Genomic DNA, 23,498 nt, shown 5'->3' on the forward strand with positions numbered 1-23,498 from the left:
CATACTACGGTGCATGGCACTGCAAAGTAAACGATGACCCATAGTGAACTTCGCGGTAAAATGCATATCAAATTGAAAAATTGCTGCTGACCTGGGGCATTGCTCCCGGGTCGGTTTTCTTTTTGCTTCTTGCCCGCTTAGGCGGGCAGGAGCAGGGAACACTGCTCCCAACAGGAATGTTTAAGAGGTATAACTAATGCAAGCTATTCCGATGACCTTACGTGGTGCCGAAAAACTGCGCGAAGAGCTGGATTTCCTGAAATCCGTACGTCGCCCTGAAATCATCGCCGCTATCGCGGATGCGCGCGAGCATGGCGACCTGAAAGAGAACGCTGAATACCACGCCGCGCGTGAGCAGCAGGGCTTCTGTGAAGGGCGTATTAAAGATATCGAAGCAAAACTGTCCAATGCACAGGTTATCGATATCACCAAAATGCCTAACAATGGGCGTGTGATCTTTGGTTCTACCGTTACCGTGCTGAACCTGGACAACGACGAAGAGCAGACCTATCGCATCGTGGGTGATGATGAAGCAGACTTCAAACAGAACCTGATTTCAGTGAACTCCCCGATTGCTCGTGGCCTGATAGGCAAAGAGCAGGACGATGTTGTCACCATCCGCACCCCTGGCGGTGAAGTGGAATACGAAATTATCAAGGTTGAATACTTGTAATTCGCTTCTCTACTAAGATGTTGATACATTGTAAAGAAAAGAAAAAGGCCGCATAGCGGCCTTTTATCAACTCAAGGAGCATGGCATTTTGCTCGCCTGCTGACAGAAATCCCTCGTTTCACACAGAAAATGTGTTTGATTCAGGATATCCTTAGCGTGGCAGCGAGATTTTACGCTCTTTAGATGGGCGGTAGAGCACCAGCGTTTTACCGATGACCTGTACATTACAGGCGCCGGTTTCGCGCACGATGGCTTCCACGATCAGGTTTTTAGTGTCTCTGTCTTCAGAGGCGATTTTCACCTTGATCAGCTCGTGGTGTTCCAGCGCTTGTTCAATCTCGGCAAGCACCCCTTCGGTCAAACCATTGTTGCCAAGCATGACTACAGGCTTGAGCGGATGTGCCAGACCTTTAAGGTGCTGTTTTTGTTTAGTACTCAGATTCATCGTATATTTTTGCTTACGTTGGGATTGAAAACGGTTCATTCTACCGCCATCTCCCTAATATCGCCAAATAGCAGCGTAGAAATTTACGCCAAAGGTAAGCAACGATGAACCCGGACGGAAAAGTTAAATGACAGGTAAAAAGCGTTCTGCCAGTTCCAGCCGCTGGCTTCAGGAACACTTTAGCGATAAATATGTTCTGCAGGCGCAGAAAAAGGGGTTACGTTCCCGCGCCTGGTTTAAACTTGATGAAATACAGCAAAGTGACAAACTTTTTAAGCCGGGGATGACAGTTGTCGACCTCGGTGCTGCCCCTGGCGGATGGTCCCAGTATGCGGTCACGCAGATCGGCGGAGCGGGTCGAATCATCGCGTGCGATCTTTTACCAATGGATCCCATCGTCGGTGTCGACTTCCTTCAGGGCGACTTTCGTGATGAATTAGTGCTGAAAGCGTTACTTGAACGTGTGGGTGATAGTAAGGTTCAGGTTGTCATGTCTGATATGGCACCAAATATGTGTGGAACACCTGCGGTGGATATCCCCCGCGGCATGTATCTGGTGGAGCTAGCGTTAGAAATGTGTCGTGATGTTCTGGCGCCTGGTGGTAGTTTTGTTGTGAAGGTGTTTCAGGGCGAAGGTTTCGAGGAGTATCTTAAGGAAATTCGCTCCCTGTTTGCGAAGGTTAAAGTTCGTAAGCCGGACTCTTCCCGGGCCCGTTCCCGAGAAGTGTATATTGTAGCGACCGGGCGAAAATGATAACCGGTAGATTTCAGGCGAAAGTTTGAATGAAACTGGATATAGAGTATCCTGACGCTGTTTTTAACACAGTTGTAATGTGAGGTTAATCCCTTGAGTGACATGGCGAAAAACCTAATTCTCTGGCTAGTCATTGCCGTCGTGCTGATGTCAGTATTCCAGAGCTTTGGGCCCAGCGAGTCGAATGGCCGCAAGGTGGATTATTCTACCTTCCTGCAGGAGGTCAATCAGGACCAGGTTCGCGAAGCGCGTATCAACGGACGTGAGATCAACGTTACCAAGAAAGATAGTAACCGTTACACGACTTACATCCCGGTGAACGATCCTAAGCTGCTTGATAACCTTCTGACCAAAAACGTCAAGGTAGTTGGCGAGCCGCCAGAAGAACCAAGCCTGCTGGCTTCTATCTTCATTTCCTGGTTCCCGATGCTGCTTCTTATCGGCGTTTGGATCTTCTTTATGCGCCAGATGCAGGGCGGCGGTGGCAAAGGTGCCATGTCGTTCGGTAAGAGCAAGGCGCGTATGCTGACGGAAGACCAGATCAAGACCACGTTCGCTGATGTTGCCGGTTGTGACGAAGCGAAAGAAGAGGTGGGTGAACTGGTTGAGTACCTGCGTGAACCGAGCCGTTTCCAGAAGCTGGGCGGTAAGATCCCGAAAGGCGTGCTGATGGTTGGCCCTCCGGGTACCGGTAAAACCCTGCTGGCGAAAGCCATCGCGGGTGAAGCGAAGGTGCCGTTCTTTACTATTTCAGGTTCTGACTTCGTCGAAATGTTCGTGGGTGTCGGTGCATCTCGTGTGCGTGACATGTTCGAGCAGGCCAAGAAGGCAGCACCGTGCATTATCTTCATCGATGAAATCGACGCCGTAGGCCGCCAGCGTGGCGCAGGCCTGGGTGGTGGTCACGATGAACGTGAACAGACGCTGAACCAGATGCTGGTTGAGATGGACGGCTTCGAAGGTAACGAAGGTATCATCGTTATCGCGGCGACTAACCGTCCGGACGTACTTGACCCCGCGCTGCTGCGTCCAGGCCGTTTCGACCGTCAGGTTGTTGTGGGTCTGCCGGACGTTCGCGGTCGTGAACAGATTCTGAAAGTTCACATGCGCCGCGTACCGCTGGCGCCAGATATCGACGCGGCAATCATTGCGCGCGGTACCCCGGGCTTCTCCGGCGCGGACCTGGCGAACCTGGTCAACGAAGCTGCTCTGTTTGCCGCTCGCGGTAACAAGCGCGTCGTATCGATGGTGGAGTTTGAGAAAGCGAAAGACAAAATCATGATGGGTGCGGAACGTCGCTCCATGGTGATGACAGAAGCGCAGAAAGAGTCCACGGCATACCACGAAGCGGGTCACGCGATTATCGGTCGCCTCGTGCCGGAACACGATCCGGTGCATAAAGTGACGATTATTCCGCGCGGTCGTGCGCTGGGTGTGACCTTCTTCCTGCCTGAAGGCGACGCGATCAGCGCCAGCCGTCAGAAGCTGGAAAGCCAGATTTCGACCCTGTACGGCGGTCGTCTGGCAGAAGAGATTATCTACGGTGTGGAACATGTTTCTACCGGTGCGTCCAACGACATTAAAGTTGCGACAAACCTGGCGCGTAACATGGTCACGCAGTGGGGCTTCTCCGACAAACTCGGTCCGCTGCTGTATGCAGAGGAAGAGGGTGAAGTATTCCTGGGCCGTTCTGTGGCTAAAGCGAAACATATGTCCGATGAGACGGCTCGTATCATCGACCAGGAAGTAAAATCTCTGGTAGAGCGTAACTACGCACGTGCACGCCAGATCCTGACCGACAATATGGACATCCTGCATTCGATGAAAGATGCGCTCATGAAATATGAGACCATCGATGCACCGCAGATTGACGACCTGATGGCGCGCCGTGAAGTGCGTCCGCCAGCAGGCTGGGAAGACCCAGGCGCTTCCAATAATTCTGACAACAACGGCACCCCGCGTGCGCCGCGTCCGGTTGATGAACCGCGTACGCCAAACCCGGGCAACACCATGTCAGAACAGTTGGGCGATAAGTAAGCCACTGCTGTTGAAGCGTTTGTCTGTAACTCAAACCCTGGAGCTTGCTCCGGGGTTTTTCATTTCTGTTTAACGATATAGATACCAGGGATTTCGCCATGAAACTATTCGCTCAGGACTCGCATCTCGATCTTTCACATCCCCATGTGATGGGGATCCTGAATGTTACCCCTGACTCTTTCTCTGACGGCGGCACACATAACACGCTTATCGAGGCGGTTAAGCACGCGAATTTAATGATTAATTCGGGTGCCACCATCATTGACGTGGGCGGTGAATCGACGCGTCCTGGGGCGGCGGACGTGTCTGTGGAAGAAGAGCTGGCGCGCGTGGTGCCGGTGGTTGAAGCAATCGCTCAGCGGTTTGAAGTATGGATCTCCGTTGATACCTCTAAACCCGAAGTAATTCGTGAAGTGGCGAGAGTGGGCGCTCACATTATCAATGATATTCGTTCACTCACCGAGCCTGGCGCCCTTGAAGCTGCGGCAGAGACGGGGTTACCGGTATGCCTGATGCATATGCAGGGTCAGCCGAAAACCATGCAGGAAGCACCAAAGTACGACGATGTCTTTGCCGACGTGAATCGCTTCTTTATTGAGCATATCGCGCGCTGTGAACGTGCAGGTATCTCAAAAGAGAAATTGTTGCTCGACCCAGGGTTCGGTTTCGGTAAAAATCTCTCCCACAATTATGCGTTGCTTGCGCGCTTATCGGAATTCCATCACTTTGACCTGCCGCTGCTGGTGGGGATGTCGAGAAAGTCGATGATTGGGCAGTTGCTGAACGTGGGGCCGAGCGAGCGCCTGAGCGGCAGCCTGGCCTGCGCGGTGATTGCGGCGATGCAGGGCGCGCACATTATTCGTGTCCATGACGTCAAAGAAACAGTAGAAGCCATGCGTGTGGTGGAAGCCACACTGGCAGCGAAGGAAAACAAACGCTATGAGTAATCGTAAGTATTTTGGTACCGATGGTATCCGTGGGCGTGTAGGCGATGCTCCCATCACCCCTGATTTTGTCCTGAAGCTCGGCTGGGCTGCTGGCAAAGTGCTGGCGCGTCATGGTTCTCGTAAGATCATTATCGGTAAAGACACCCGTATTTCCGGCTATATGCTGGAATCAGCGCTGGAAGCGGGTCTGGCGGCGGCTGGACTGTCCGCGTCCTTTACGGGCCCAATGCCGACACCTGCAGTCGCGTATCTGACGCGCACCTTCCGTGCGGAAGCGGGGATTGTCATCTCAGCTTCGCACAACCCGTTCTACGACAACGGCATTAAATTCTTCTCCATTGACGGCACCAAGCTCCCGGATGACGTGGAAGAAGCCATTGAAGCCGAAATGGAAAAAGAGATCACCTGCGTTGATTCCGCAGAGCTGGGTAAAGCGAACCGTATCGTTGATGCGGCGGGCCGTTATATCGAATTCTGTAAAGGTACCTTCCCGAATGAGCTGAGCCTGGCTCACCTCAAAATCGTGGTGGACTGTGCAAACGGTGCGACCTATCACATCGCCCCGAATGTTTTCCGCGAACTGGGTGCGAAAGTCATCACCATTGGCTGCGAGCCGGATGGTCTGAACATTAACGAGCAGGTGGGCGCAACTGACGTTCGTGCCCTGCAGGCGCGTGTTCTGGCAGAGAAAGCCGACCTGGGCATTGCGCTGGACGGCGACGGTGACCGCGTGATCATGGTCGACCACGAAGGTAACAAGGTCGACGGCGATCAGATCCTCTACATCATTGCCCGTGAGGGCCTGCGTCAGGGCCAGCTGCGCGGCGGTGCGGTGGGCACGCTGATGAGTAACATGGGCCTGGAACTGGCGCTGAAACAGCTCGGTATTCCGTTTGTCCGCGCGAAAGTGGGTGACCGCTATGTGCTGGAAAAACTGCAGGAGAAGGGCTGGCGCATCGGTGCAGAAAACTCGGGTCACGTGATTTTGCTTGATAAAACCACTACCGGTGACGGTATCGTGGCCGCGCTGCAGGTGGTTGCCGCAATGGCGCGCAACCATATGAGCCTGCACGATCTGTGCAGCGGGATGAAAATGTTCCCACAGATCCTGGTAAACGTACGCTTCACTGCCGGTAAAGGCGATCCGCTGGAAAACGAGAACGTCAAAGCGGTGATGGCTGACGTTGAAGCGGCCCTGGGCAATCGTGGACGCGTGCTGCTGCGTAAGTCCGGTACTGAACCGCTGATCCGCGTGATGGTGGAAGGTGAAGACGAAGCGCAGGTAACCGAATTTGCACACCGTATTGCGGATGCTGTGAAAGCTGCATAATTGTGCACGCTAAATGTATAAAAAGGCGGCTTTTGTCGCCTTTGTTTTAAGCAATTAATGGCTTTTTGCTGTTTTTTTCCGCAGTTGATACAATGCGTCAAAAATGCCCTTGCGAAGGTGATTCGCTTTGGTTAGTATTCACACCCGCTTCAGTGGGAAACAAAAATCCTGCTAATTGGTCGAAGCATTGGTATGCGGCAAATCCGCAAGGAACAGGTTGATTATGTACGAAGCTCTTTTAGTTATTTTCCTTATTGTAGCCATCGCTCTCGTAGCGCTGATCATGCTGCAGCAAGGTAAAGGCGCTGATATGGGAGCCTCCTTCGGAGCAGGCGCTTCCGGTACGCTGTTCGGTTCAAGTGGTTCTGCGAACTTCATGACCCGCACAACGGCGATTCTGGCTACGCTGTTCTTCATCATCAGTCTGGTGCTTGGCAATATCAACAGCAACAAGACCAGCAAAGGAAGCGAGTGGGAAAATCTGAGCGCGCCAGCGAAAACTGAGCAAACTCAGCCAGCAGCGCCGGCTAAGCCAGCCAGCGATATCCCGCACTAAGTATTCTGTACCGAGGTGGTGGAATTGGTAGACACGCTACCTTGAGGTGGTAGTGCCCTAACGGGCTTGTGGGTTCGAGTCCCATCCTCGGTACCAATATTCCAGAAGAAAGACGTCGAAAGACGTCTTTTTTTTCGTCTGTAGATTGCGAGTCTCCGATCTTTTGTAGGGCGGGTAAGCGCATGCGCCACCCGCCATGTTGCCCGGTGGCGCCGCGCTTACCGGGCCTACGAAAATCAAAATAAAAAAGGCGCCCTGTGGGCGCCTTTTGCACGTTATATCAGCGATTACTTCTTATCGCTGTGCTCCAGGTTTTCAACCTGCGGCAAACCGTTACCGGAATTCGCGGAGAGCAGGCCATTCTCAACATAGTTGAACAGCTTCTCGCGGGTATCGGTGATGTCCAGGTTCCGCATGGTCAGCTGACCAATACGATCGTCCGGCGAGAATACTGATTCACCTTTCTCCATGGTCAGACGCTCTGCTTTATAGGTCAGGTTGTCAGACACGGTATTCAGGATGGAGTAGTCGTTACCGCGACGCAGTTCCAGCGTTACTTCACCGGTGATCGCGCTTGCCACCCAACGCTGCAGCGCATCGCGCAGCATCAGCGCCTGTGGATCGAACCAGCGGCCCTGATACAGCAGTTTACCCAACTGACGGCCATGTGAGTGATACTGCTCAATGGTGTCTTCGTTGTGAATGCCGGTCAGCAGACGCTCGTAAGCGATGTGCAGCAGGGCCATTCCCGGGGCTTCATAGATGCCACGGCTTTTCGCTTCGATGATGCGGTTTTCAATCTGATCGCTCATGCCCAGACCGTGACGACCGCCAATACGGTTAGCTTCCAGCATCAGCTCAACATCATCAGAGAAGGTTTTACCGTTGAGCGCAACCGGATGGCCGCGTTCGAAACGCACGGTCACTTCTTCAGCCTGGATTTTGACGTTCTCGTCCCAGAACTTCACGCCCATGATCGGGTTAACGATCTTCACGCTGGAGTTCAGGAACTCCAGGTCTTTCGCTTCGTGCGTCGCACCCAGCATGTTGGAGTCGGTGGAATAGGCTTTCTCGACTGACATCTTATAGTCGAAACCGCAGGCGATCATAAACTCGGACATCTCATGGCGGCCACCCAGCTCGTCGATGAAGTCGGTGTCCAGCCACGGCTTGTAGATCTGCAGTTCGGCGTTGGTCAGCAGGCCATAACGATAGAAACGTTCAATATCGTTACCTTTATAGGTGCTACCGTCACCCCAGATGTTGACGCCGTCTTCTTTCATCGCCGCAACCAGCATGGTGCCGGTGACCGCACGGCCCAGCGGGGTGGTGTTGAAGTAGGTCAGTCCGCCGGTGGTGTTATGGAACGCACCGCACTGAATAGCCGCGATACCTTCAGCGACCAGTTGCTTACGGCAGTCAATCAGGCGCGCGTTCTCTGCACCATACTCTTTAGCGCGACGAGGAATGGCATCATAGTCGTCCTCATCCGGCTGACCCAGGTTCGCAGTATAGGCGTACGGAACCGCTCCCTTCTGGCGCATCCACAGCAGTGCAGCACTGGTATCCAGGCCGCCTGAGAAAGCGATGCCAATACGTTGTCCTACCGGAAGATGCTTGAGAATAGTCGTCATAGAATAAAACCCTGCTTGATTGACTGATTAGAGACCGCTTTCGCTCTCTTGTGCATTTTTATGCAAAATAAGTGAGTATTCATTTAATCATCTTTTGGCGAAGACCGGAAGAGAGTCGTGCGTTTTTTGTAAAAATTTTGGTCTAATCGATCTGGCGGAAGTTGGGTTGACAGGTGGGGTCAACTATCAATATACTAAACGCCGATTTTACGTCCCGTCTTCGGTACCAAATCCCAGCATTATTTGCAAATTCTGTCCAAAACGCGTAGAATTTGCCACGTTTCAGGCGCGGGGTGGAGCAGCCTGGTAGCTCGTCGGGCTCATAACCCGAAGGTCGTCGGTTCAAATCCGGCCCCCGCAACCACTTTCCCATAAAGTTCTTTTTCAAATATACTGTGAAGACTTAGAGCCTTCGTAGCTGGATTTGAAAAAATTCTTTCGGAAAGTGCTCCAGGCCACAGTTGTGGCTATAGGGTTCAGTTATCTAAAGCCCCGATTTATCGGGGTTTTTTGTTATCTGACTACAGAATAACTGGGCTTTACGCCCTTTTTTTATGTCTTGGGGGTGGGCTTGTCCACATTAGAGCAAAAATTAACAGAGATGATTACTGCACCGGTCGAAGCACTGGGCTACGAACTGGTCGGCATCGAATTCGTTCGCGGCCGTACATCGACGCTGCGCATCTATATTGATAGTGAAGATGGCATCAATGTTGATGATTGTGCTGATGTCAGCCACCAGGTGAGTGCGGTTCTTGATGTTGAAGACCCGATTACCGTTGCGTACAACCTGGAAGTTTCCTCACCTGGCCTCGATCGCCCGATGTTCACGGCCGAGCACTATGTGCGCTTTACCGGTGAAGAAGTGGCTCTCGTTCTGCGTATGGCCGTACAGAACCGCCGTAAATGGCAGGGAATTATCAAAGCCGTTGATGGTGAAATGATCACGGTGACAGTCGAAGGCAAAGATGAAGTGTTCGCGCTGAGTAATATCCAGAAGGCGAACCTGGTTCCCCACTTTTAACAGTCTGGATTGAGGTGAAAAGCCCGCGATGAACAAAGAAATTTTGGCTGTTGTTGAAGCCGTCTCCAACGAGAAATCACTGCCGCGTGAGAAGATTTTCGAAGCGCTGGAAAGTGCACTGGCTACAGCAACCAAGAAAAAATACGAACAAGAGATCGATGTTCGCGTAGAAATCGATCGTAAAAGCGGTGACTTCGATACATTCCGTCGTTGGGTAATCGTTGAAGAAGTGACCCAGCCGACCAAAGAGATCACGCTGGAAGCCGCCCGTTTTGAAGACGAAAGTCTGAACGTGGGCGAGTACGTTGAAGATCAGATTGAATCTGTCACCTTCGACCGTATCACGACCCAGACCGCTAAACAGGTTATCGTGCAGAAAGTTCGCGAAGCCGAGCGCGCGCTGGTTGTCGATCAGTTCCGCGATCAGGAAGGCGAAATCATCACCGGTGTGGTGAAGAAAGTGAACCGCGACAATATCTCCCTGGAGATCAAATCTGAAGGGTTGCCGGGTAACGCTGAAGCCGTGATCCTGCGTGAAGATATGCTGCCGCGTGAAAACTTCCGTCCAGGCGACCGTATCCGCGGTGTTCTGTACGCCGTTCGTCCTGAAGCGCGTGGTGCACAGCTGTTCGTGACCCGTTCTAAACCAGAAATGCTGGTAGAACTGTTCCGTATCGAAGTGCCGGAAATCGGTGAAGAAGTTATCGAGATTAAAGCGGCGGCTCGCGATCCGGGCTCCCGTGCGAAAATTGCGGTGAAAACTAACGACAAGCGTATCGACCCGGTCGGTGCTTGCGTGGGTATGCGCGGTGCGCGTGTCCAGGCAGTTTCTACTGAGCTGGGCGGCGAACGTATTGATATCGTTCTGTGGGATGACAACCCGGCGCAGTTCGTGATCAACGCAATGGCTCCAGCTGATGTGGCGTCTATCGTTGTTGACGAAGACAAACACACCATGGATATCGCTGTTGAAGCGGGCAACCTGGCGCAGGCAATCGGCCGTAACGGTCAGAACGTACGCCTGGCGTCACAGCTGAGCGGCTGGGAACTCAACGTAATGACCGTTGATGACCTGCAGGCTAAGCATCAGGCTGAAGCCCATGCGGCGATCGATACCTTCACTAAATACCTGGATATTGACGAAGACTTCGCCACTGTTCTGGTTGAAGAAGGTTTCTCTACGCTGGAAGAACTGGCCTATGTGCCAATGAAAGAGCTGCTGGAAATTGACGGTCTGGATGAACCAACCGTTGAAGCCCTGCGTGAACGCGCTAAAAACGCACTGACCACCCTGGCACTGGCTCAGGAAGAAAGCCTTGGCGATAAGAAGCCGGCTGATGACCTGCTGAATCTGGAAGGTCTTGATCGTGCGATTGCGTTCAAGCTGGCTGCCCGTGGTGTTTGTACGCTGGAAGATCTCGCTGAGCAAGGCGTTGATGACCTGGCTGATATCGAAGGTTTAACCGACGAGAAAGCCGGCGAGCTCATCATGGCCGCACGTAATATTTGCTGGTTCGGCGACGAAGCGTAATAAACTGTAGCAGGAAGGAACAGCATGACTGATGTAACTGTAAAATCGCTGGCTGCTGAGATTCAGACCTCCGTGGACCGCCTGGTACAGCAATTTGCTGATGCAGGGATCCCGAAGTCTGCTGATGACTCGGTGACCGCGCAAGAAAAACAAACCTTGTTAACGCACCTGAACCGTGAACACGGTTCTACGCCTGACAAGTTAACGCTGCAGCGCAAAACGCGCAGCACGTTAAACATCCCTGGTACCGGTGGCAAAAGCAAATCGGTACAAATTGAAGTCCGCAAGACGCGCACCTTTGTAAAACGTGATCCGCAAGAGGCAGAACGCCTTGCCGCGGAAGAGCAGGCACAGCGTGAAGCGGAAGAACAAGCTCAGCGTGAGGCGGAAGCAACCGCCAAACGTGAAGCAGAATTAAAAGCTGAACGTGAGGCCGCAGAAAAAGCGAAACGCGACGCAAGTGATAAAGTGAAGCGTGACGCTGCGGAAAAAGACAAAGTGAGCAATCAACAGACAGACGAAATGACCAAAACCGCCCAGGCTGAAAAAGCCCGCCGTGAAAATGAAGCTGCCGAGCTGAAGCGTAAAGCGGAAGAAGAAGCCCGCCGTAAGCTGGAAGAAGAAGCTCGCCGCGTCGCCGAAGAAGCGCGCCGTATGGCAGAAGAAAACGAGAAGAATGGTGTGAATACCGTTGAGCCGACTGAAGACACCAGCGACTATCACGTGACCACTTCTCAGCATGCGCGTCAGGCTGAAGATGATAACGACCGTGAAGTTGAAGGCGGTCGTGGCCGTGGCCGTAATGCAAAAGCTGCGCGTCCGGCGAAAAAAGGCAACAAGCACGCTGAATCCAAAGCTGACCGTGAAGAAGCACGCGCTGCTGTTCGCGGCGGTAAAGGCGGCAAGCGTAAAGGTTCCGCGCTGCAGCAGAGCTTCCAGAAGCCTGCTCAGGCCGTTAACCGTGACGTCGTGATTGGCGAAACCATCACCGTTGGCGATCTGGCGAATAAGATGGCGGTTAAAGGTTCTCAGGTCATCAAAGCGATGATGAAACTGGGCGCCATGGCGACCATCAACCAGGTGATCGATCAGGAAACCGCACAGCTGGTTGCTGAAGAGATGGGCCACAAAGTTATCCTGCGTCGTGAAAACGAGCTGGAAGAAGCAGTAATGAGCGACCGTGACACTGGCGCTGCGGCTGAACCGCGTGCACCGGTTGTGACCATCATGGGTCACGTTGACCACGGTAAAACCTCTCTGCTTGACTACATTCGTTCTACTAAGGTTGCCTCTGGTGAAGCGGGTGGTATTACCCAGCACATCGGTGCTTACCACGTAGAAACCGAAAACGGCATGATCACCTTCCTGGATACCCCAGGCCACGCAGCGTTTACCTCAATGCGTGCTCGTGGTGCTCAGGCAACGGATATCGTAGTACTGGTTGTTGCTGCAGACGACGGCGTGATGCCACAGACCATCGAAGCTATCCAGCACGCGAAAGCGGCGCAGGTGCCTCTGGTTGTTGCAGTCAACAAAATCGATAAGCCAGAAGCCGATCTGGACCGCGTGAAGAACGAACTGTCTCAGTACGGCGTTATGCCGGAAGAGTGGGGCGGTGAAGCGCAGTTCATCCCTGTATCTGCTAAAGCGGGTACCGGTATTGACGACCTGCTGAACGCGATCCTGCTGCAGGCTGAAGTTCTGGAGCTGAAAGCGATCCGTAATGGTATGGCGAGCGGCGCGGTGATCGAATCCTTCCTGGATAAAGGTCGTGGTCCGGTTGCAACCGTTCTGGTTCGTGAAGGTACCCTGAACAAGGGCGACATCGTTCTGTGTGGCTTCGAATACGGCCGCGTTCGTGCGATGCGTAACGAACTGGGTCAGGAAGTTCTGGAAGCGGGTCCGTCCATTCCAGTGGAAATCCTGGGTCTGTCCGGTGTTCCGGCTGCCGGTGACGAAGTGACCGTTGTGCGTGACGAGAAGAAAGCGCGTGAAGTGGCACTGTATCGTCAGGGCAAATTCCGTGAAGTTAAACTGGCGCGTCAGCAGAAATCTAAACTCGAGAACATGTTTGCCAACATGACCGAGGGCGAAGTTCACGAAGTGAACATCGTTCTGAAAGCCGACGTTCAGGGTTCTGTGGAAGCGATCTCCGACTCCTTGCTGAAACTGTCTACCGACGAAGTGAAAGTGAAGATCATCGGTTCTGGCGTAGGTGGTATCACCGAAACCGACGCGACCCTGGCTGCTGCCTCCAACGCTATCCTGGTTGGCTTCAACGTTCGTGCGGATGCATCTGCGCGTAAAGTAATTGAAGCCGAAAGCCTGGATCTGCGTTACTACTCCGTCATCTATAACCTGATCGACGAAGTGAAAGCAGCGATGAGCGGCATGCTGTCTCCTGAGCTGAAACAGCAGATCATCGGTCTGGCTGAAGTACGTGACGTGTTCAAATCACCGAAATTCGGTGCGATCGCGGGCTGTATGGTTACCGAAGGTAACATCAAGCGTCACAACCCAATCCGCGTACTGCGTGACAACGTGGTTATCTACGAAGGCGAGCTGGAATCCCTGCGCCGCTTCAAAGATGACGTTAACGAAGTCCGTAACGGCATGGAATGTGGTATCGGCGTGAAGAACTACAACGACGTTCGCGTTGGCGATATGATCGAAGTGTTCGAGATCATCGAAATTCAGCGTACCATCGCTTAATTACCGATTGTAAGCCGGGATCGCCTCGCGCCACCCGGCAATAATTTTAAAAGGGGCTTTTAGCCCCTTTTTTGTCTGGAGAATTTATTATGGCGAAAGAATTTGGTCGCCCTCAGCGCGTAGCGCAGGAAATGCAGAAAGAGATCGCACTCATTCTGCAACGTGAAATTAAAGACCCGCGCGTCGGCATGATGACCACCGTTTCCGGTGTCGAAATGTCCCGCGATCTGGCGTATGCAAAAGTGTTCGTCACCTTCCTGAACGATCAGGACGAAGCGGCAGTGAAAAACGGCATTAAAGCGCTGCAGGAAGCCTCTGGTTTCATCCGCTCCCTGCTTGGCAAAGCGATGCGTCTGCGTATCGTGCCTGAGCTGACCTTCTTCTACGACAACTCGCTGGTCGAAGGTATGCGTATGTCCAACCTGGTGACCAGCGTGGTTAAACATGACGACGAGCGTCGTGTTAACCCGGCGGACGACAGCAAGGAGGACTAATGAGTCGTCCTCGTCGTCGTGGTCGCGACGTGCATGGTGTGCTGCTGCTGGATAAACCCCAGGGCGCTTCCAGCAACGACGTGCTGCAGAAAGTTAAGCGTATCTATAACGCCAACCGTGCGGGCCACACCGGCGCGCTCGATCCGCTGGCAACCGGCATGCTGCCGGTCTGCCTGGGAGAGGCGACAAAGTTTTCCCAGTACCTGCTCGACTCCGATAAGCGTTACCGCGTTATCGCTAAACTGGGCCAGCGCACGGATACCTCCGACGCGGACGGCCAGGTAGTAGAAGAGCGCCCGGTGACCTTCAGCGCGGAACAGCTTGATGCCGCGCTGGAAAGCTTCCGTGGAGACACGATGCAGGTGCCGTCGATGTATTCTGCGCTGAAATATCAGGGCAAGAAGCTCTACGAATATGCGCGCCAGGGCATTGACGTCCCGCGTGAAGCCCGTCCGATAACCGTGTACGAGCTGCTGTTTATTCGCCATGAAGGCGATGAGCTGGAGCTGGAAGTGCACTGTTCGAAAGGCACCTATATTCGCACCATCATCGACGACCTCGGTGAAAAGCTGGGCTGCGGCGCGCATGTGATCTACCTGCGTCGTCTGGCGGTGAGCAAGTATCCGGTGGAGCGGATGGTGACCCTGGAACAGCTGCGCGAGCTGGTAGAACAGGCGGAAGCGCAGGGGATCGCGCCGGCAGATTTGCTGGATCCCTTGCTGATGCCGATGGACAGTCCGGCAGCGGACTTCCCGGTTGTTAATCTTCCTTTAACATCGTCCGTTTACTTTAAGAACGGCAACCCGGTTCGTACGGCACAAGCGCCGCTGGAAGGACTGGTACGCGTGACCGAAGGTGACGAAGGGAAATTCATCGGTATGGGCGAAATGGACGGCGAAGGGCGCGTTGCGCCGCGTCGCCTGGTCGTCGAATATCCGGTCGACGCGTGACGGTGATAACGGCTCACCTTGCGATAAGCAGGGGAGACGAGTAGAATATCGCCGCTTAACGCCTGGTAAATTGTTTAACAATCTGCGGGGCGTACATGGGATTGCTGAATTAGAGATCGGCATCCTTACATTCTTTATACTTTGGAGTTTGAAAATGTCTCTAAGCGTTGAAGCTAAAGCTAAAATCGTTTCTGAGTTTGGTCGTGGTACTAACGACAGCGGTTCTACTGAAGTTCAGGTTGCACTGCTGACTGCACAGATTAACCACCTGCAGGGTCACTTTGCAGAGCACAAAAAAGATCACCACAGCCGTCGTGGTCTGCTGCGTATGGTTTCTCAGCGTCGTAAACTGCTCGACTACCTGAAACGTAAAGATGTTGCACGCTACACCGCGCTGATCGAGCGTCTGGGTCTGCGTCGCTAATTCTTGCGAGTTTCAGAAAAGGGGGCCTGATGGCCCCTTTTTTCAACCAGACGGCAGCAATTCACTGGAAACTATTGTATTGTTGCTATAAATGATCTTCATTGCAGAGGTTCGCGCGGCTAATGAGAGGCTTCACCCATGGGGGTGTTGGTTGTCATTAGTCGCGAGGATGCGAAGAAGGTCGGGTTAAATCGACAGCACACCGGTGGTGTGCTGTCAAACATTTAAGAAAGGACAGAACTTTGCTGAATCCGATCGTTCGTAAATTCCAGTACGGTCAACATACCGTCACGCTGGAAACCGGCATGATGGCACGTCAGGCTACTGCTGCCGTTATGGTAAGCATGGATGACACTGCGGTATTCGTTACCGTTGTTGGCCAGAAAAAAGCTAAACCAGGTCAGGACTTCTTCCCGCTGACCGTTAACTACCAGGAGCGTACCTACGCTGCCGGTAAAATCCCGGGTGGTTTCTTCCGTCGTGAAGGCCGTCCAAGCGAAGGCGAAACCCTGATTGCGCGTCTGATTGACCGCCCGGTTCGTCCGCTGTTCCCGGAAGGCTTCGTTAACGAAGTACAGGTTATCGCGACCGTTGTTTCCGTTAACCCACAGGTTAACCCGGACATCGTTGCCATGATCGGCGCATCCGCTGCCCTGTCACTGTCTGGTATTCCATTCAATGGCCCAATCGGTGCCGCGCGCGTTGGCTACATCAACGACCAGTACGTGCTGAACCCAACCCAGGAAGAGCTGAAAGAAAGTAAGCTGGACCTGGTTGTTGCGGGTACTGAAGCCGCTGTGCTGATGGTTGAATCCGAAGCAGAACTGCTGAGCGAAGACCAGATGCTGGGCGCTGTGGTATTTGGCCACGACCAGCAGCAGATCGTTATCCAGAACATCAACGACCTGGTGAAAGAAGCCGGTAAACCACGTTGGGACTGGCAGCCAGAAGCGGCAAACGACGCGCTGAACGCACGCGTTGCAGCCCTGGCAGAATCTCGTCTGAGCGATGCATACCGCATTACTGACAAACAGGAGCGTTACGCTCAGGTTGACGTGATCAAGTCTGAAACTATCGCGACCCTGGTTGCTGAAGACGAAGCGCTGGACGCTAACGAACTGAGCGACATCCTGCACGCAATCGAGAAAAACGTTGTTCGTAGCCGCGTACTGGCAGGCGAGCCGCGTATCGATGGCCGCGAAAAAGACATGATCCGTGGTCTGGATGTGCGTACTGGCGTTCTGCCACGTACTCACGGTTCCGCGCTGTTCACCCGTGGCGAAACGCAGGCGCTGGTAACCGCGACCCTGGGTACTGCACGTGATGCACAGATCATCGACGAACTGATGGGCGAGCGCACTGACAGCTTCCTGTTCCACTACAACTTCCCTCCGTACTCCGTAGGCGAAACCGGTATGGTTGGCTCGCCGAAGCGTCGTGAAATTGGTCACGGTCGTCTGGCGAAGCGCGGCGTGCTGGCAGTAATGCCAGAAGCTGACAAGTTCCCGTACACCGTACGTGTGGTTTCTGAAATCACCGAATCCAACGGCTCTTCTTCCATGGCTTCCGTATGTGGTGCTTCTCTGGCGCTGATGGATGCAGGCGTACCAATCAAAGCAGCTGTGGCTGGTATCGCTATGGGTCTGGTGAAAGAAGGCGACAACTTTGTTGTTCTGTCTGACATCCTGGGCGACGAAGACCACCTGGGCGATATGGACTTCAAAGTCGCGGGTTCCCGCGAAGGTATCTCTGCGCTGCAGATGGATATCAAAATTGAAGGTATCACCAAAGAGATCATGCAGGTTGCTCTGAACCAGGCTAAAGGTGCGCGTCTGCACATCCTGGGCGTGATGGAACAGGCGATTAACGCGCCGCGTGGCGACATTTCTCAGTTCGCTCCACGTATCCACACCATCAAGATCAATCCAGACAAGATCAAAGATGTTATCGGTAAGGGCGGTTCCGTAATCCGTGCGCTGACCGAAGAGACTGGCACCACGATCGAAATCGAAGATGACGGTACTGTGAAGATCGCAGCAACCGACGGCGAGAAAGCGAAATTCGCGATCCGTCGCATCGAAGAAATCACGGCAGAGATCGAAGTGGGCCGCGTCTACGCAGGTAAAGTGACCCGTATCGTTGACTTTGGCGCGTTCGTTGCCATCGGTGGCGGTAAAGAAGGTCTGGTTCACATCTCTCAGATCGCTGACAAGCGCGTTGAGAAAGTGACCGATTACCTGCAGATGGGTCAGGAAGTCCCGGTGAAAGTTCTGGAAGTTGATCGCCAGGGCCGTATCCGTCTGAGCATTAAAGAAGCAACCGAGCAGTCTCAGCCAGCTGCTGCGCCAGAAGCACAGGCAGCAGAACAGCAAGGCGAGTAAGTTGCCATTTGCCCTCCGCTTTGCGGAGGGCCTATTATCAGGCAGGACGCCTTGTTAAGCCGCCGGGGGACAGGACGTTCATCCAATAGTTGTCTTCGGGAGTGGGAAATGAAGCCTTTTTTGCGCTGGTGTTTCGTTGCGACAGCTTTAACGCTGGCAGGATGCAGCAACTCTGCCTGGCGTAAGAGCGAAGTCCTCGCAGTGCCATTGCAACCGACTTTGCAGCAGGAAGTGATTCTGGCACGCATGGAACAAATACTTGCCAGTCGGGCTTTAACCGATGAAGAACGCGCACAGCTTTTATATGAGCGCGGAGTGTTGTATGATAGTCTCGGTCTGAGGGCATTGGCGCGAAATGATTTTTCACAAGCGCTGGCTATCCGACCTGATATGCCTGAAGTATTCAATTACTTAGGCATTTATTTAACGCAGGCAGGCAATTTTGATGCTGCCTATGAAGCGTTTGATTCTGTACTTGAGCTTGATCCAACTTACAACTACGCGCACTTGAATCGCGGTATCGCATTGTATTACGGCGGTCGTGATAAGTTAGCGCAAGATGATCTGCTGGCGTTTTATCAAGACGATCCTAATGATCCTTTCCGTAGCCTGTGGCTTTACATCGTTGAGCGGAAGCTCGATGAGAAGCAGGCAAAAGAGGCACTGAAACAGCGCTTCGATAAATCGGACAAGGAACAATGGGGATGGAACATTGTCGAGTTCTACCTGGGCAACATTAGCGAAGCAACGCTGATGGAACGCCTCAAGGCGGACGCAACGGATAACACCTCGCTCGCTGAGCATCTCAGTGAAACCAACTTCTATTTAGGTAAGTACTACCTAAGTCTGGGGGATATGGACAGCGCTACGGCACTGTTCAAATTAGCGGTTGCTAACAACGTACACAACTTCGTTGAGCACCGTTATGCATTGTTGGAATTATCGCTCTTGGGCCAGGAGCATGACGACCTGGCAGAATCGGACCAGCAATAGCTGACGACATAAACATCAGCCCGTAATCTTTTGATTGCCATCACCTTAACTGGTGAGGGCGTTGTTGTTCGTCAATACACCTACTTTGAGCCGGTTCACACTTTTCAATGAAAATTGCTAATCATTTTCACGATGAGCTAAGTAGACTGGCCGCCATTAATATCGAGGCACTTGTACTACATGGCTGAATTCGAAACCACTTTTGCAGATCTGGGCCTGAAGGCTCCTATCCTTGAAGCCCTTAACGATCTGGGTTACGAAAAACCATCTCCGATCCAGGCTGAGTGTATCCCACACCTGCTTTCTGGTCGTGACGTGCTGGGCATGGCCCAGACTGGTAGCGGTAAAACTGCAGCATTCTCGCTGCCGCTGCTGAACAACATTGATCCGGACCTGCGTGCACCGCAGATCCTCGTCCTGGCTCCAACCCGTGAACTGGCTGTTCAGGTTGCAGAAGCAATGACGGAATTCTCTAAACATATGCGCGGCGTAAACGTGGTAGCCCTGTACGGCGGCCAGCGTTATGACGTGCAGTTACGCGCCCTGCGCCAGGGCCCACAGATTGTTGTCGGTACGCCGGGCCGTCTGCTGGATCACCTGAAGCGCGGTACTCTGGATCTCTCTAAACTGAGCGGCCTGGTACTGGATGAAGCAGATGAAATGCTGCGTATGGGCTTCATCGAAGACGTCGAAACCATCATGGCGCAGATCCCGGACGGTCATCAGACCGCGCTGTTCTCTGCCACCATGCCAGAAGCGATTCGTCGTATCACCAAGCGCTTCATGAAAGATCCTCAGGAAGTGCGTATTCAGTCCAGCGTAACCACTCGCCCGGACATCAGCCAGAGCTACTGGTCTGTTTACGGCATGCGCAAAAACGAAGCGCTGGTACGTTTCCTGGAAGCGGAAGATTTTGATGCGGCGATTATCTTCGTTCGTACCAAAAACGCGACCCTGGAAGTGGCTGAAGCCCTGGAGCGTAGCGGCTACAACAGCGCAGCGCTGAACGGCGACATGAACCAGGCCCTGCGTGAGCAGACTCTGGAGCGTCTGAAAGACGGTCGTCTGGATATCCTGATTGCAACCGACGTGGCAGCACGTGGTCTGGACGTTGAGCGTATCAGCCTGGTTGTGAACTACGACATCCCGATGGATTCCGAGTCTTACGTTCACCGTATCGGCCGTACCGGTCGTGCGGGGCGTGCTGGCCGCGCGCTGCTGTTCGTTGAGAACCGCGAGCGTCGTCTGCTGCGTAACATCGAACGCACCATGAAGCTGACCATTCCAGAAGCTGACCTGCCAAACGCAGATCTGCTGGGCAAACGCCGTCTGGAAAAATTCGCCGCGAAAGTACAGCAGCAGCTGGAAAGCAGCGATCTGGACCAGTACCGTGCGCTGCTGTCGCAGATTCAGCCTGTTGCTGAAGGCGAAGAGCTGGACATGGAAACCCTGGCTGCAGCACTGCTGAAAATGGCTCAGGGCGAACGTAGCCTGATCGTGCCACCAGATGCGCCGATGCGTCCTAAGCGTGAATTCCGTGACCGTGACGATCGCTTCGAACGTCGTGGCGACCGTAATGACCGCAATGACCGTGGCCCACGTGGTGACCGTCCAGAGCGTGGTGGTGAAGATCGTCCACGTCGTGAACGCCGTGACGCGGGTGATATGGAACTGTACCGCATTGAAGTGGGCCGTGATGATGGCGTTGAAGTTCGTCACATCGTTGGCGCGATCGCTAACGAAGGCGACATCAGCAGCCGTTACATCGGTAACATCAAGCTGTTCGCATCCCACTCTACCATCGAGCTGCCAAAAGGCATGCCGGGCGAAGTGCTGCAGCACTTTACGCGTACCCGCATCCTGAACAAGCCGATGAACATGCAGCTGATGGGCGATGCACAGCCACGTCCAGACCGCGGTGGTGAACGTCGTGGCGGTGGTCGCAGCTTCGGTGGCGAGCGTCGTGAAGGTGGCCGCAGCGAAGGTCGCGGTGAACCACGTCGTTTCTCCGGCGAGCGTCGCGAAAACCGTGGCCCACGTCGTGACGAAGGCACCAGCCGTCGCCGTGACGCGTAAGCCTTACGCAACTGACGTAAAGTAAAATATACAGCCCCGATACGCGCTATCGGGGCTTTTTTTATTCCTTTTGTACTCTTGTACTGGTACAGTGCGTCACATAAAATGCAGAACCGCATGATTGACTGGAGAAAAGGCTGTATGGCGACACTAACCACCACCCAAACGTCACCTTCGCTGCTTGGCGGCGTGGTGATCATCGGCGGAACCATCATTGGTGCCGGGATGTTTTCCCTGCCTGTGGTCATGTCCGGTGCGTGGTTCTTCTGGTCGCTGGCGGCGCTGGTCTTTACCTGGTTCTGCATGCTCCATTCCGGGCTGATGATCCTTGAAGCAAACCTGAACTACCGCATTGGCTCCAGCTTCGACACCATCACCAAAGATCTGCTGGGTAAAGGCTGGAACCTGGTGAACGGGCTGTCCATCGCGTTTGTGCTCTATATCCTGACCTACGCGTACATTTCAGCGAGTGGCTCGATTCTGCACCACACCTTCTCGGAGATGTCGCTGAACGTTCCGGCGCGTCTGGCGGGGCTGTGTTTTGCGTTAGCTGTGGCGTTTATCGTCTGGATGAGTACCAAAGCGGTGAGCCGCATGACGGCGATTGTATTAGGCGCTAAGGTCATCACCTTCTTCCTGACCTTCGGCAGCCTGCTGGGGCACGTGACGCCCGCCACGCTGTTTAACGTCGCCGAGGTGAACACCTCCTACACGCCGTACCTGCTGATGACGCTGCCGTTCTGTCTGGCGTCGTTCGGTTACCACGGTAACGTGCCGAGCCTGATGAAGTACTACGGCAAAGATCCGCGCACTATTGTGAAGTGTCTGGTCTATGGCACGCTGCTGGCGCTGGGGCTGTATGTGATTTGGCTGCTGGGGACGATGGGCAACATCCCGCGTCCGGAATTTATCGGCATTGCCCAGAAGGGCGGTAACATCGACGTGCTGGTGCAGGCGCTGAGCGGCGTGCTGAACAGCCGCAGCCTGGATCTGCTGCTGGTTATCTTCTCTAACTTTGCGGTGGCGAGCTCTTTCCTCGGCGTAACCCTGGGCCTGTTTGACTACCTGGCGGATTTGTTTGGCTTTGATGATTCTGCGATGGGGCGTTTCAAAACCGCGCTGCTGACCTTCCTGCCGCCGATTGTGGGCGGCCTGCTGTGGCCGAACGGTTTCCTGTATGCCATCGGCTATGCAGGGCTGGCGGCAACTATCTGGGCGGCGATTGTGCCAGCGCTGCTGGCGCGCAAATCACGTAAACGCTTCGGCAGCCCGAAATTCCGCGTCTGGGGCGGCAAGCCGATGATTGCGCTGATCCTGGTATTCGGCGTTGGTAACGCTCTGGTACACGTGCTGTCGAGTTTTAACCTGTTGCCTGTTTACCATTAAACCGTGCGGTTTGAACCCCTCACCCCGGCCCTCTCCCATAGGGAGAGGGAGAGGGAGAAAAGCAAAAAACTACCCCACCAACTCTTCTTTCACCTGCATGGCCAAATCAAACGAATGCAAACGCGCCTGGTGATCGAAAATCTGGCCGTTAACCATAATCTCATCCGCCTGCGTTTCGCGCAGCACCGCGTCCAGCCCGTGGCGCACCTTCGCTTTATCACCCACCAGCGACATACTCAGCGCCTGCTGAACGCCATACTGTTCGGAGGCTGACCACAGCTGGTGCATATTCTCCACCGGCGGCGGAAGCTGCCCCGTCTCACCGCGACGCAGCTTCACAAACGCCTGCTGCATGGAGGTAAACAGGAATTCCGCGTCGCGATTGCTGTCGGCGGCAATGATGTTGATACACACCATCGCATACGGTTTCTCAAGACGCTCGGACGGTTTGAAGTTCGTGCGGTAAAGATGCAGCGCCTGATGCAGCATATCCGGTGCAAAGTGCGAGGCAAACGCAAACGGCAGCCCAAGCTGCGCGGCGAGCTGTGCGCTGTAGAGGCTTGAGCCTAACAGCCACACCGGGATCTTCTCGCCGTAGCCCGGTACCGGGCGCACGTGCGGGTTCGGATCGCGCGCGTCGAACCAGTCCACCAGCTCGGCTACGTCGCGCGGGAAGTTGTCGATATCGCCGCTCATATGGCGACGCAGGGCGCGCATAGTCGGCTGGTCGCTGCCGGGCGCACGACCAAGACCCAAATCAATACGCCCCGGATAGAGGGTATTCAGGGTGCCAAACTGCTCGGCAATCACCAGCGGGGCGTGGTTAGGCAACATCACGCCACCTGAACCAAGGTGTAAAGTTGTGGTGTTTGCTGCCAGATAGCCAATCAGTACCGAGGTGGCGGCGCTGGCGATGCCGACCATGTTGTGGTGTTCGGCCAACCAGTAGCGGTGATAGCCACGCTTTTCGGCCAGCTGAGCAAGAGCGAGAGAGTGCGAAAAGGCTTCTCGTGCCGAGGAGCCCTGAGGGATCGGCGCCAGATCCAGCACCGAAAACGGAATGGTTTTGTCAGTCATAACAGCTCACTTTGTCGACGGTCAATCTTTAATACTGCATTAAAAAATGATAACCGTTGTTAACAAAGTGAGCC

The 23,498-nt window shown here is 53.9% G+C and carries 20 protein-coding genes and 2 tRNA genes; 19 read left to right on the forward strand and 3 right to left on the reverse strand.

Features of this window, described 5'->3' with window-relative positions; genetic code table 11:
- Positions 1 to 196 precede the first annotated feature (196 nt).
- Positions 197 to 673 carry a transcription elongation factor GreA gene (gene greA / locus P346_RS11270; RefSeq protein WP_014171793.1) on the forward strand — a complete coding sequence of 159 codons (477 nt, stop codon included), beginning with the start codon at positions 197 to 199 and terminating at the stop codon, positions 671 to 673.
- A gap of 151 nt (positions 674 to 824) precedes the next feature.
- Here the strand turns inward: greA and yhbY are convergent, their stop codons facing one another.
- Positions 825 to 1,118, reverse strand: a complete 294-nt coding sequence (gene yhbY / locus P346_RS11265) for a ribosome assembly RNA-binding protein YhbY (protein ID WP_003861814.1) — start codon at positions 1,116 to 1,118, stop codon at positions 825 to 827.
- 127 nt (positions 1,119 to 1,245) lie between these two features.
- Between yhbY and rlmE the strand changes: the two genes are divergently transcribed.
- From rlmE to P346_RS11235, 6 genes are all read left to right on the forward strand, one after another.
- Positions 1,246 to 1,872 (forward strand): 23S rRNA (uridine(2552)-2'-O)-methyltransferase RlmE, encoded by a 627-nt coding sequence (gene rlmE, locus P346_RS11260; RefSeq protein ID WP_010436004.1) that lies wholly within the window; start codon positions 1,246 to 1,248, stop codon positions 1,870 to 1,872.
- A gap of 102 nt (positions 1,873 to 1,974) precedes the next feature.
- Entirely contained in the window at positions 1,975 to 3,909 is a 1,935-nt protein-coding gene (gene ftsH / locus P346_RS11255; RefSeq protein ID WP_029739626.1) for an ATP-dependent zinc metalloprotease FtsH, read from the forward strand.
- Positions 3,910 to 4,007: 98 nt separating this feature from the next.
- A complete protein-coding gene (folP, locus tag P346_RS11250; protein ID WP_032659721.1) occupies positions 4,008 to 4,856 on the forward strand; it encodes a dihydropteroate synthase in 849 nt (282 codons plus the stop codon).
- The gene (gene glmM / locus P346_RS11245; protein ID WP_023309339.1) at positions 4,849 to 6,186 is read left to right on the forward strand and encodes a phosphoglucosamine mutase; all 1,338 of its coding nucleotides are present in this window, start codon (positions 4,849 to 4,851) and stop codon (positions 6,184 to 6,186) included. The genes folP and glmM overlap by 8 nt, the downstream gene beginning before the upstream one ends.
- 223 nt (positions 6,187 to 6,409) lie before the next feature.
- On the forward strand, positions 6,410 to 6,742 hold the full coding sequence (gene secG / locus P346_RS11240) for a preprotein translocase subunit SecG (RefSeq protein ID WP_032659724.1): 333 nt from the start codon (positions 6,410 to 6,412) through the stop codon (positions 6,740 to 6,742).
- Between the two features lie 9 nt (positions 6,743 to 6,751).
- A tRNA-Leu gene (locus P346_RS11235) sits at positions 6,752 to 6,838 on the forward strand.
- 191 nt (positions 6,839 to 7,029) lie between these two features.
- On the opposite strand, the gene argG is transcribed toward P346_RS11235, so the two are convergent.
- Positions 7,030 to 8,376, reverse strand: coding sequence for an argininosuccinate synthase (gene argG, locus P346_RS11230; protein WP_023309336.1), 1,347 nt, complete (start codon positions 8,374 to 8,376; stop codon positions 7,030 to 7,032).
- Positions 8,377 to 8,663: 287 nt separating this feature from the next.
- On the opposite strand from argG, the gene P346_RS11225 reads away from it, so the two are divergent.
- From P346_RS11225 to mtr, 12 genes are all read left to right on the forward strand, one after another.
- A tRNA-Met gene (locus P346_RS11225) sits at positions 8,664 to 8,740 on the forward strand.
- Positions 8,741 to 8,947: 207 nt separating this feature from the next.
- On the forward strand, positions 8,948 to 9,400 hold the full coding sequence (gene rimP / locus P346_RS11220) for a ribosome maturation factor RimP (RefSeq protein ID WP_014833432.1): 453 nt from the start codon (positions 8,948 to 8,950) through the stop codon (positions 9,398 to 9,400).
- A 28-nt stretch (positions 9,401 to 9,428) separates the two neighbouring features.
- Complete coding sequence (nusA, locus tag P346_RS11215) at positions 9,429 to 10,931, forward strand: transcription termination factor NusA (protein ID WP_029739628.1); 1,503 nt, start codon at positions 9,429 to 9,431, stop codon at positions 10,929 to 10,931.
- Positions 10,932 to 10,955: 24 nt separating this feature from the next.
- A complete protein-coding gene (gene infB / locus P346_RS11210; protein WP_029739629.1) occupies positions 10,956 to 13,643 on the forward strand; it encodes a translation initiation factor IF-2 in 2,688 nt (895 codons plus the stop codon).
- A gap of 89 nt (positions 13,644 to 13,732) precedes the next feature.
- Positions 13,733 to 14,137 (forward strand): 30S ribosome-binding factor RbfA, encoded by a 405-nt coding sequence (gene rbfA, locus P346_RS11205; protein ID WP_003024988.1) that lies wholly within the window; start codon positions 13,733 to 13,735, stop codon positions 14,135 to 14,137.
- Positions 14,137 to 15,087 carry a tRNA pseudouridine(55) synthase TruB gene (gene truB / locus P346_RS11200; protein WP_029739630.1) on the forward strand — a complete coding sequence of 317 codons (951 nt, stop codon included), beginning with the start codon at positions 14,137 to 14,139 and terminating at the stop codon, positions 15,085 to 15,087. The genes rbfA and truB overlap by 1 nt, the downstream gene beginning before the upstream one ends.
- 154 nt (positions 15,088 to 15,241) lie before the next feature.
- Complete coding sequence (gene rpsO, locus P346_RS11195; protein WP_003861789.1) at positions 15,242 to 15,511, forward strand: 30S ribosomal protein S15; 270 nt, start codon at positions 15,242 to 15,244, stop codon at positions 15,509 to 15,511.
- A gap of 242 nt (positions 15,512 to 15,753) precedes the next feature.
- Positions 15,754 to 17,892 (forward strand): polyribonucleotide nucleotidyltransferase, encoded by a 2,139-nt coding sequence (gene pnp, locus P346_RS11190; protein WP_023309332.1) that lies wholly within the window; start codon positions 15,754 to 15,756, stop codon positions 17,890 to 17,892.
- A 108-nt stretch (positions 17,893 to 18,000) separates the two neighbouring features.
- Entirely contained in the window at positions 18,001 to 18,885 is an 885-nt protein-coding gene (gene nlpI, locus P346_RS11185) for a lipoprotein NlpI (protein ID WP_023309331.1), read from the forward strand.
- Positions 18,886 to 18,992: 107 nt separating this feature from the next.
- The gene (gene yrbN, locus P346_RS23230; RefSeq protein ID WP_097397692.1) at positions 18,993 to 19,073 is read left to right on the forward strand and encodes a protein YrbN; all 81 of its coding nucleotides are present in this window, start codon (positions 18,993 to 18,995) and stop codon (positions 19,071 to 19,073) included.
- Positions 19,066 to 20,961 (forward strand): DEAD/DEAH family ATP-dependent RNA helicase, encoded by a 1,896-nt coding sequence (locus P346_RS11180; protein WP_029739632.1) that lies wholly within the window; start codon positions 19,066 to 19,068, stop codon positions 20,959 to 20,961. The genes yrbN and P346_RS11180 overlap by 8 nt, the downstream gene beginning before the upstream one ends.
- A 141-nt stretch (positions 20,962 to 21,102) precedes the next feature.
- Positions 21,103 to 22,347, forward strand: coding sequence for a tryptophan permease (mtr, locus tag P346_RS11175; RefSeq protein ID WP_032660485.1), 1,245 nt, complete (start codon positions 21,103 to 21,105; stop codon positions 22,345 to 22,347).
- A gap of 69 nt (positions 22,348 to 22,416) precedes the next feature.
- On the opposite strand, the gene P346_RS11170 is transcribed toward mtr, so the two are convergent.
- Positions 22,417 to 23,424 carry a luciferase-like monooxygenase gene (locus P346_RS11170; protein ID WP_032659727.1) on the reverse strand — a complete coding sequence of 336 codons (1,008 nt, stop codon included), beginning with the start codon at positions 23,422 to 23,424 and terminating at the stop codon, positions 22,417 to 22,419.
- Positions 23,425 to 23,498: the final 74 nt, after the last annotated feature.

The sequence above is a fragment of the Enterobacter sp. DC1 genome (genome assembly GCF_000568075.1).
In the GTDB taxonomy this organism is placed as follows: domain Bacteria; phylum Pseudomonadota; class Gammaproteobacteria; order Enterobacterales; family Enterobacteriaceae; genus Enterobacter; species Enterobacter asburiae.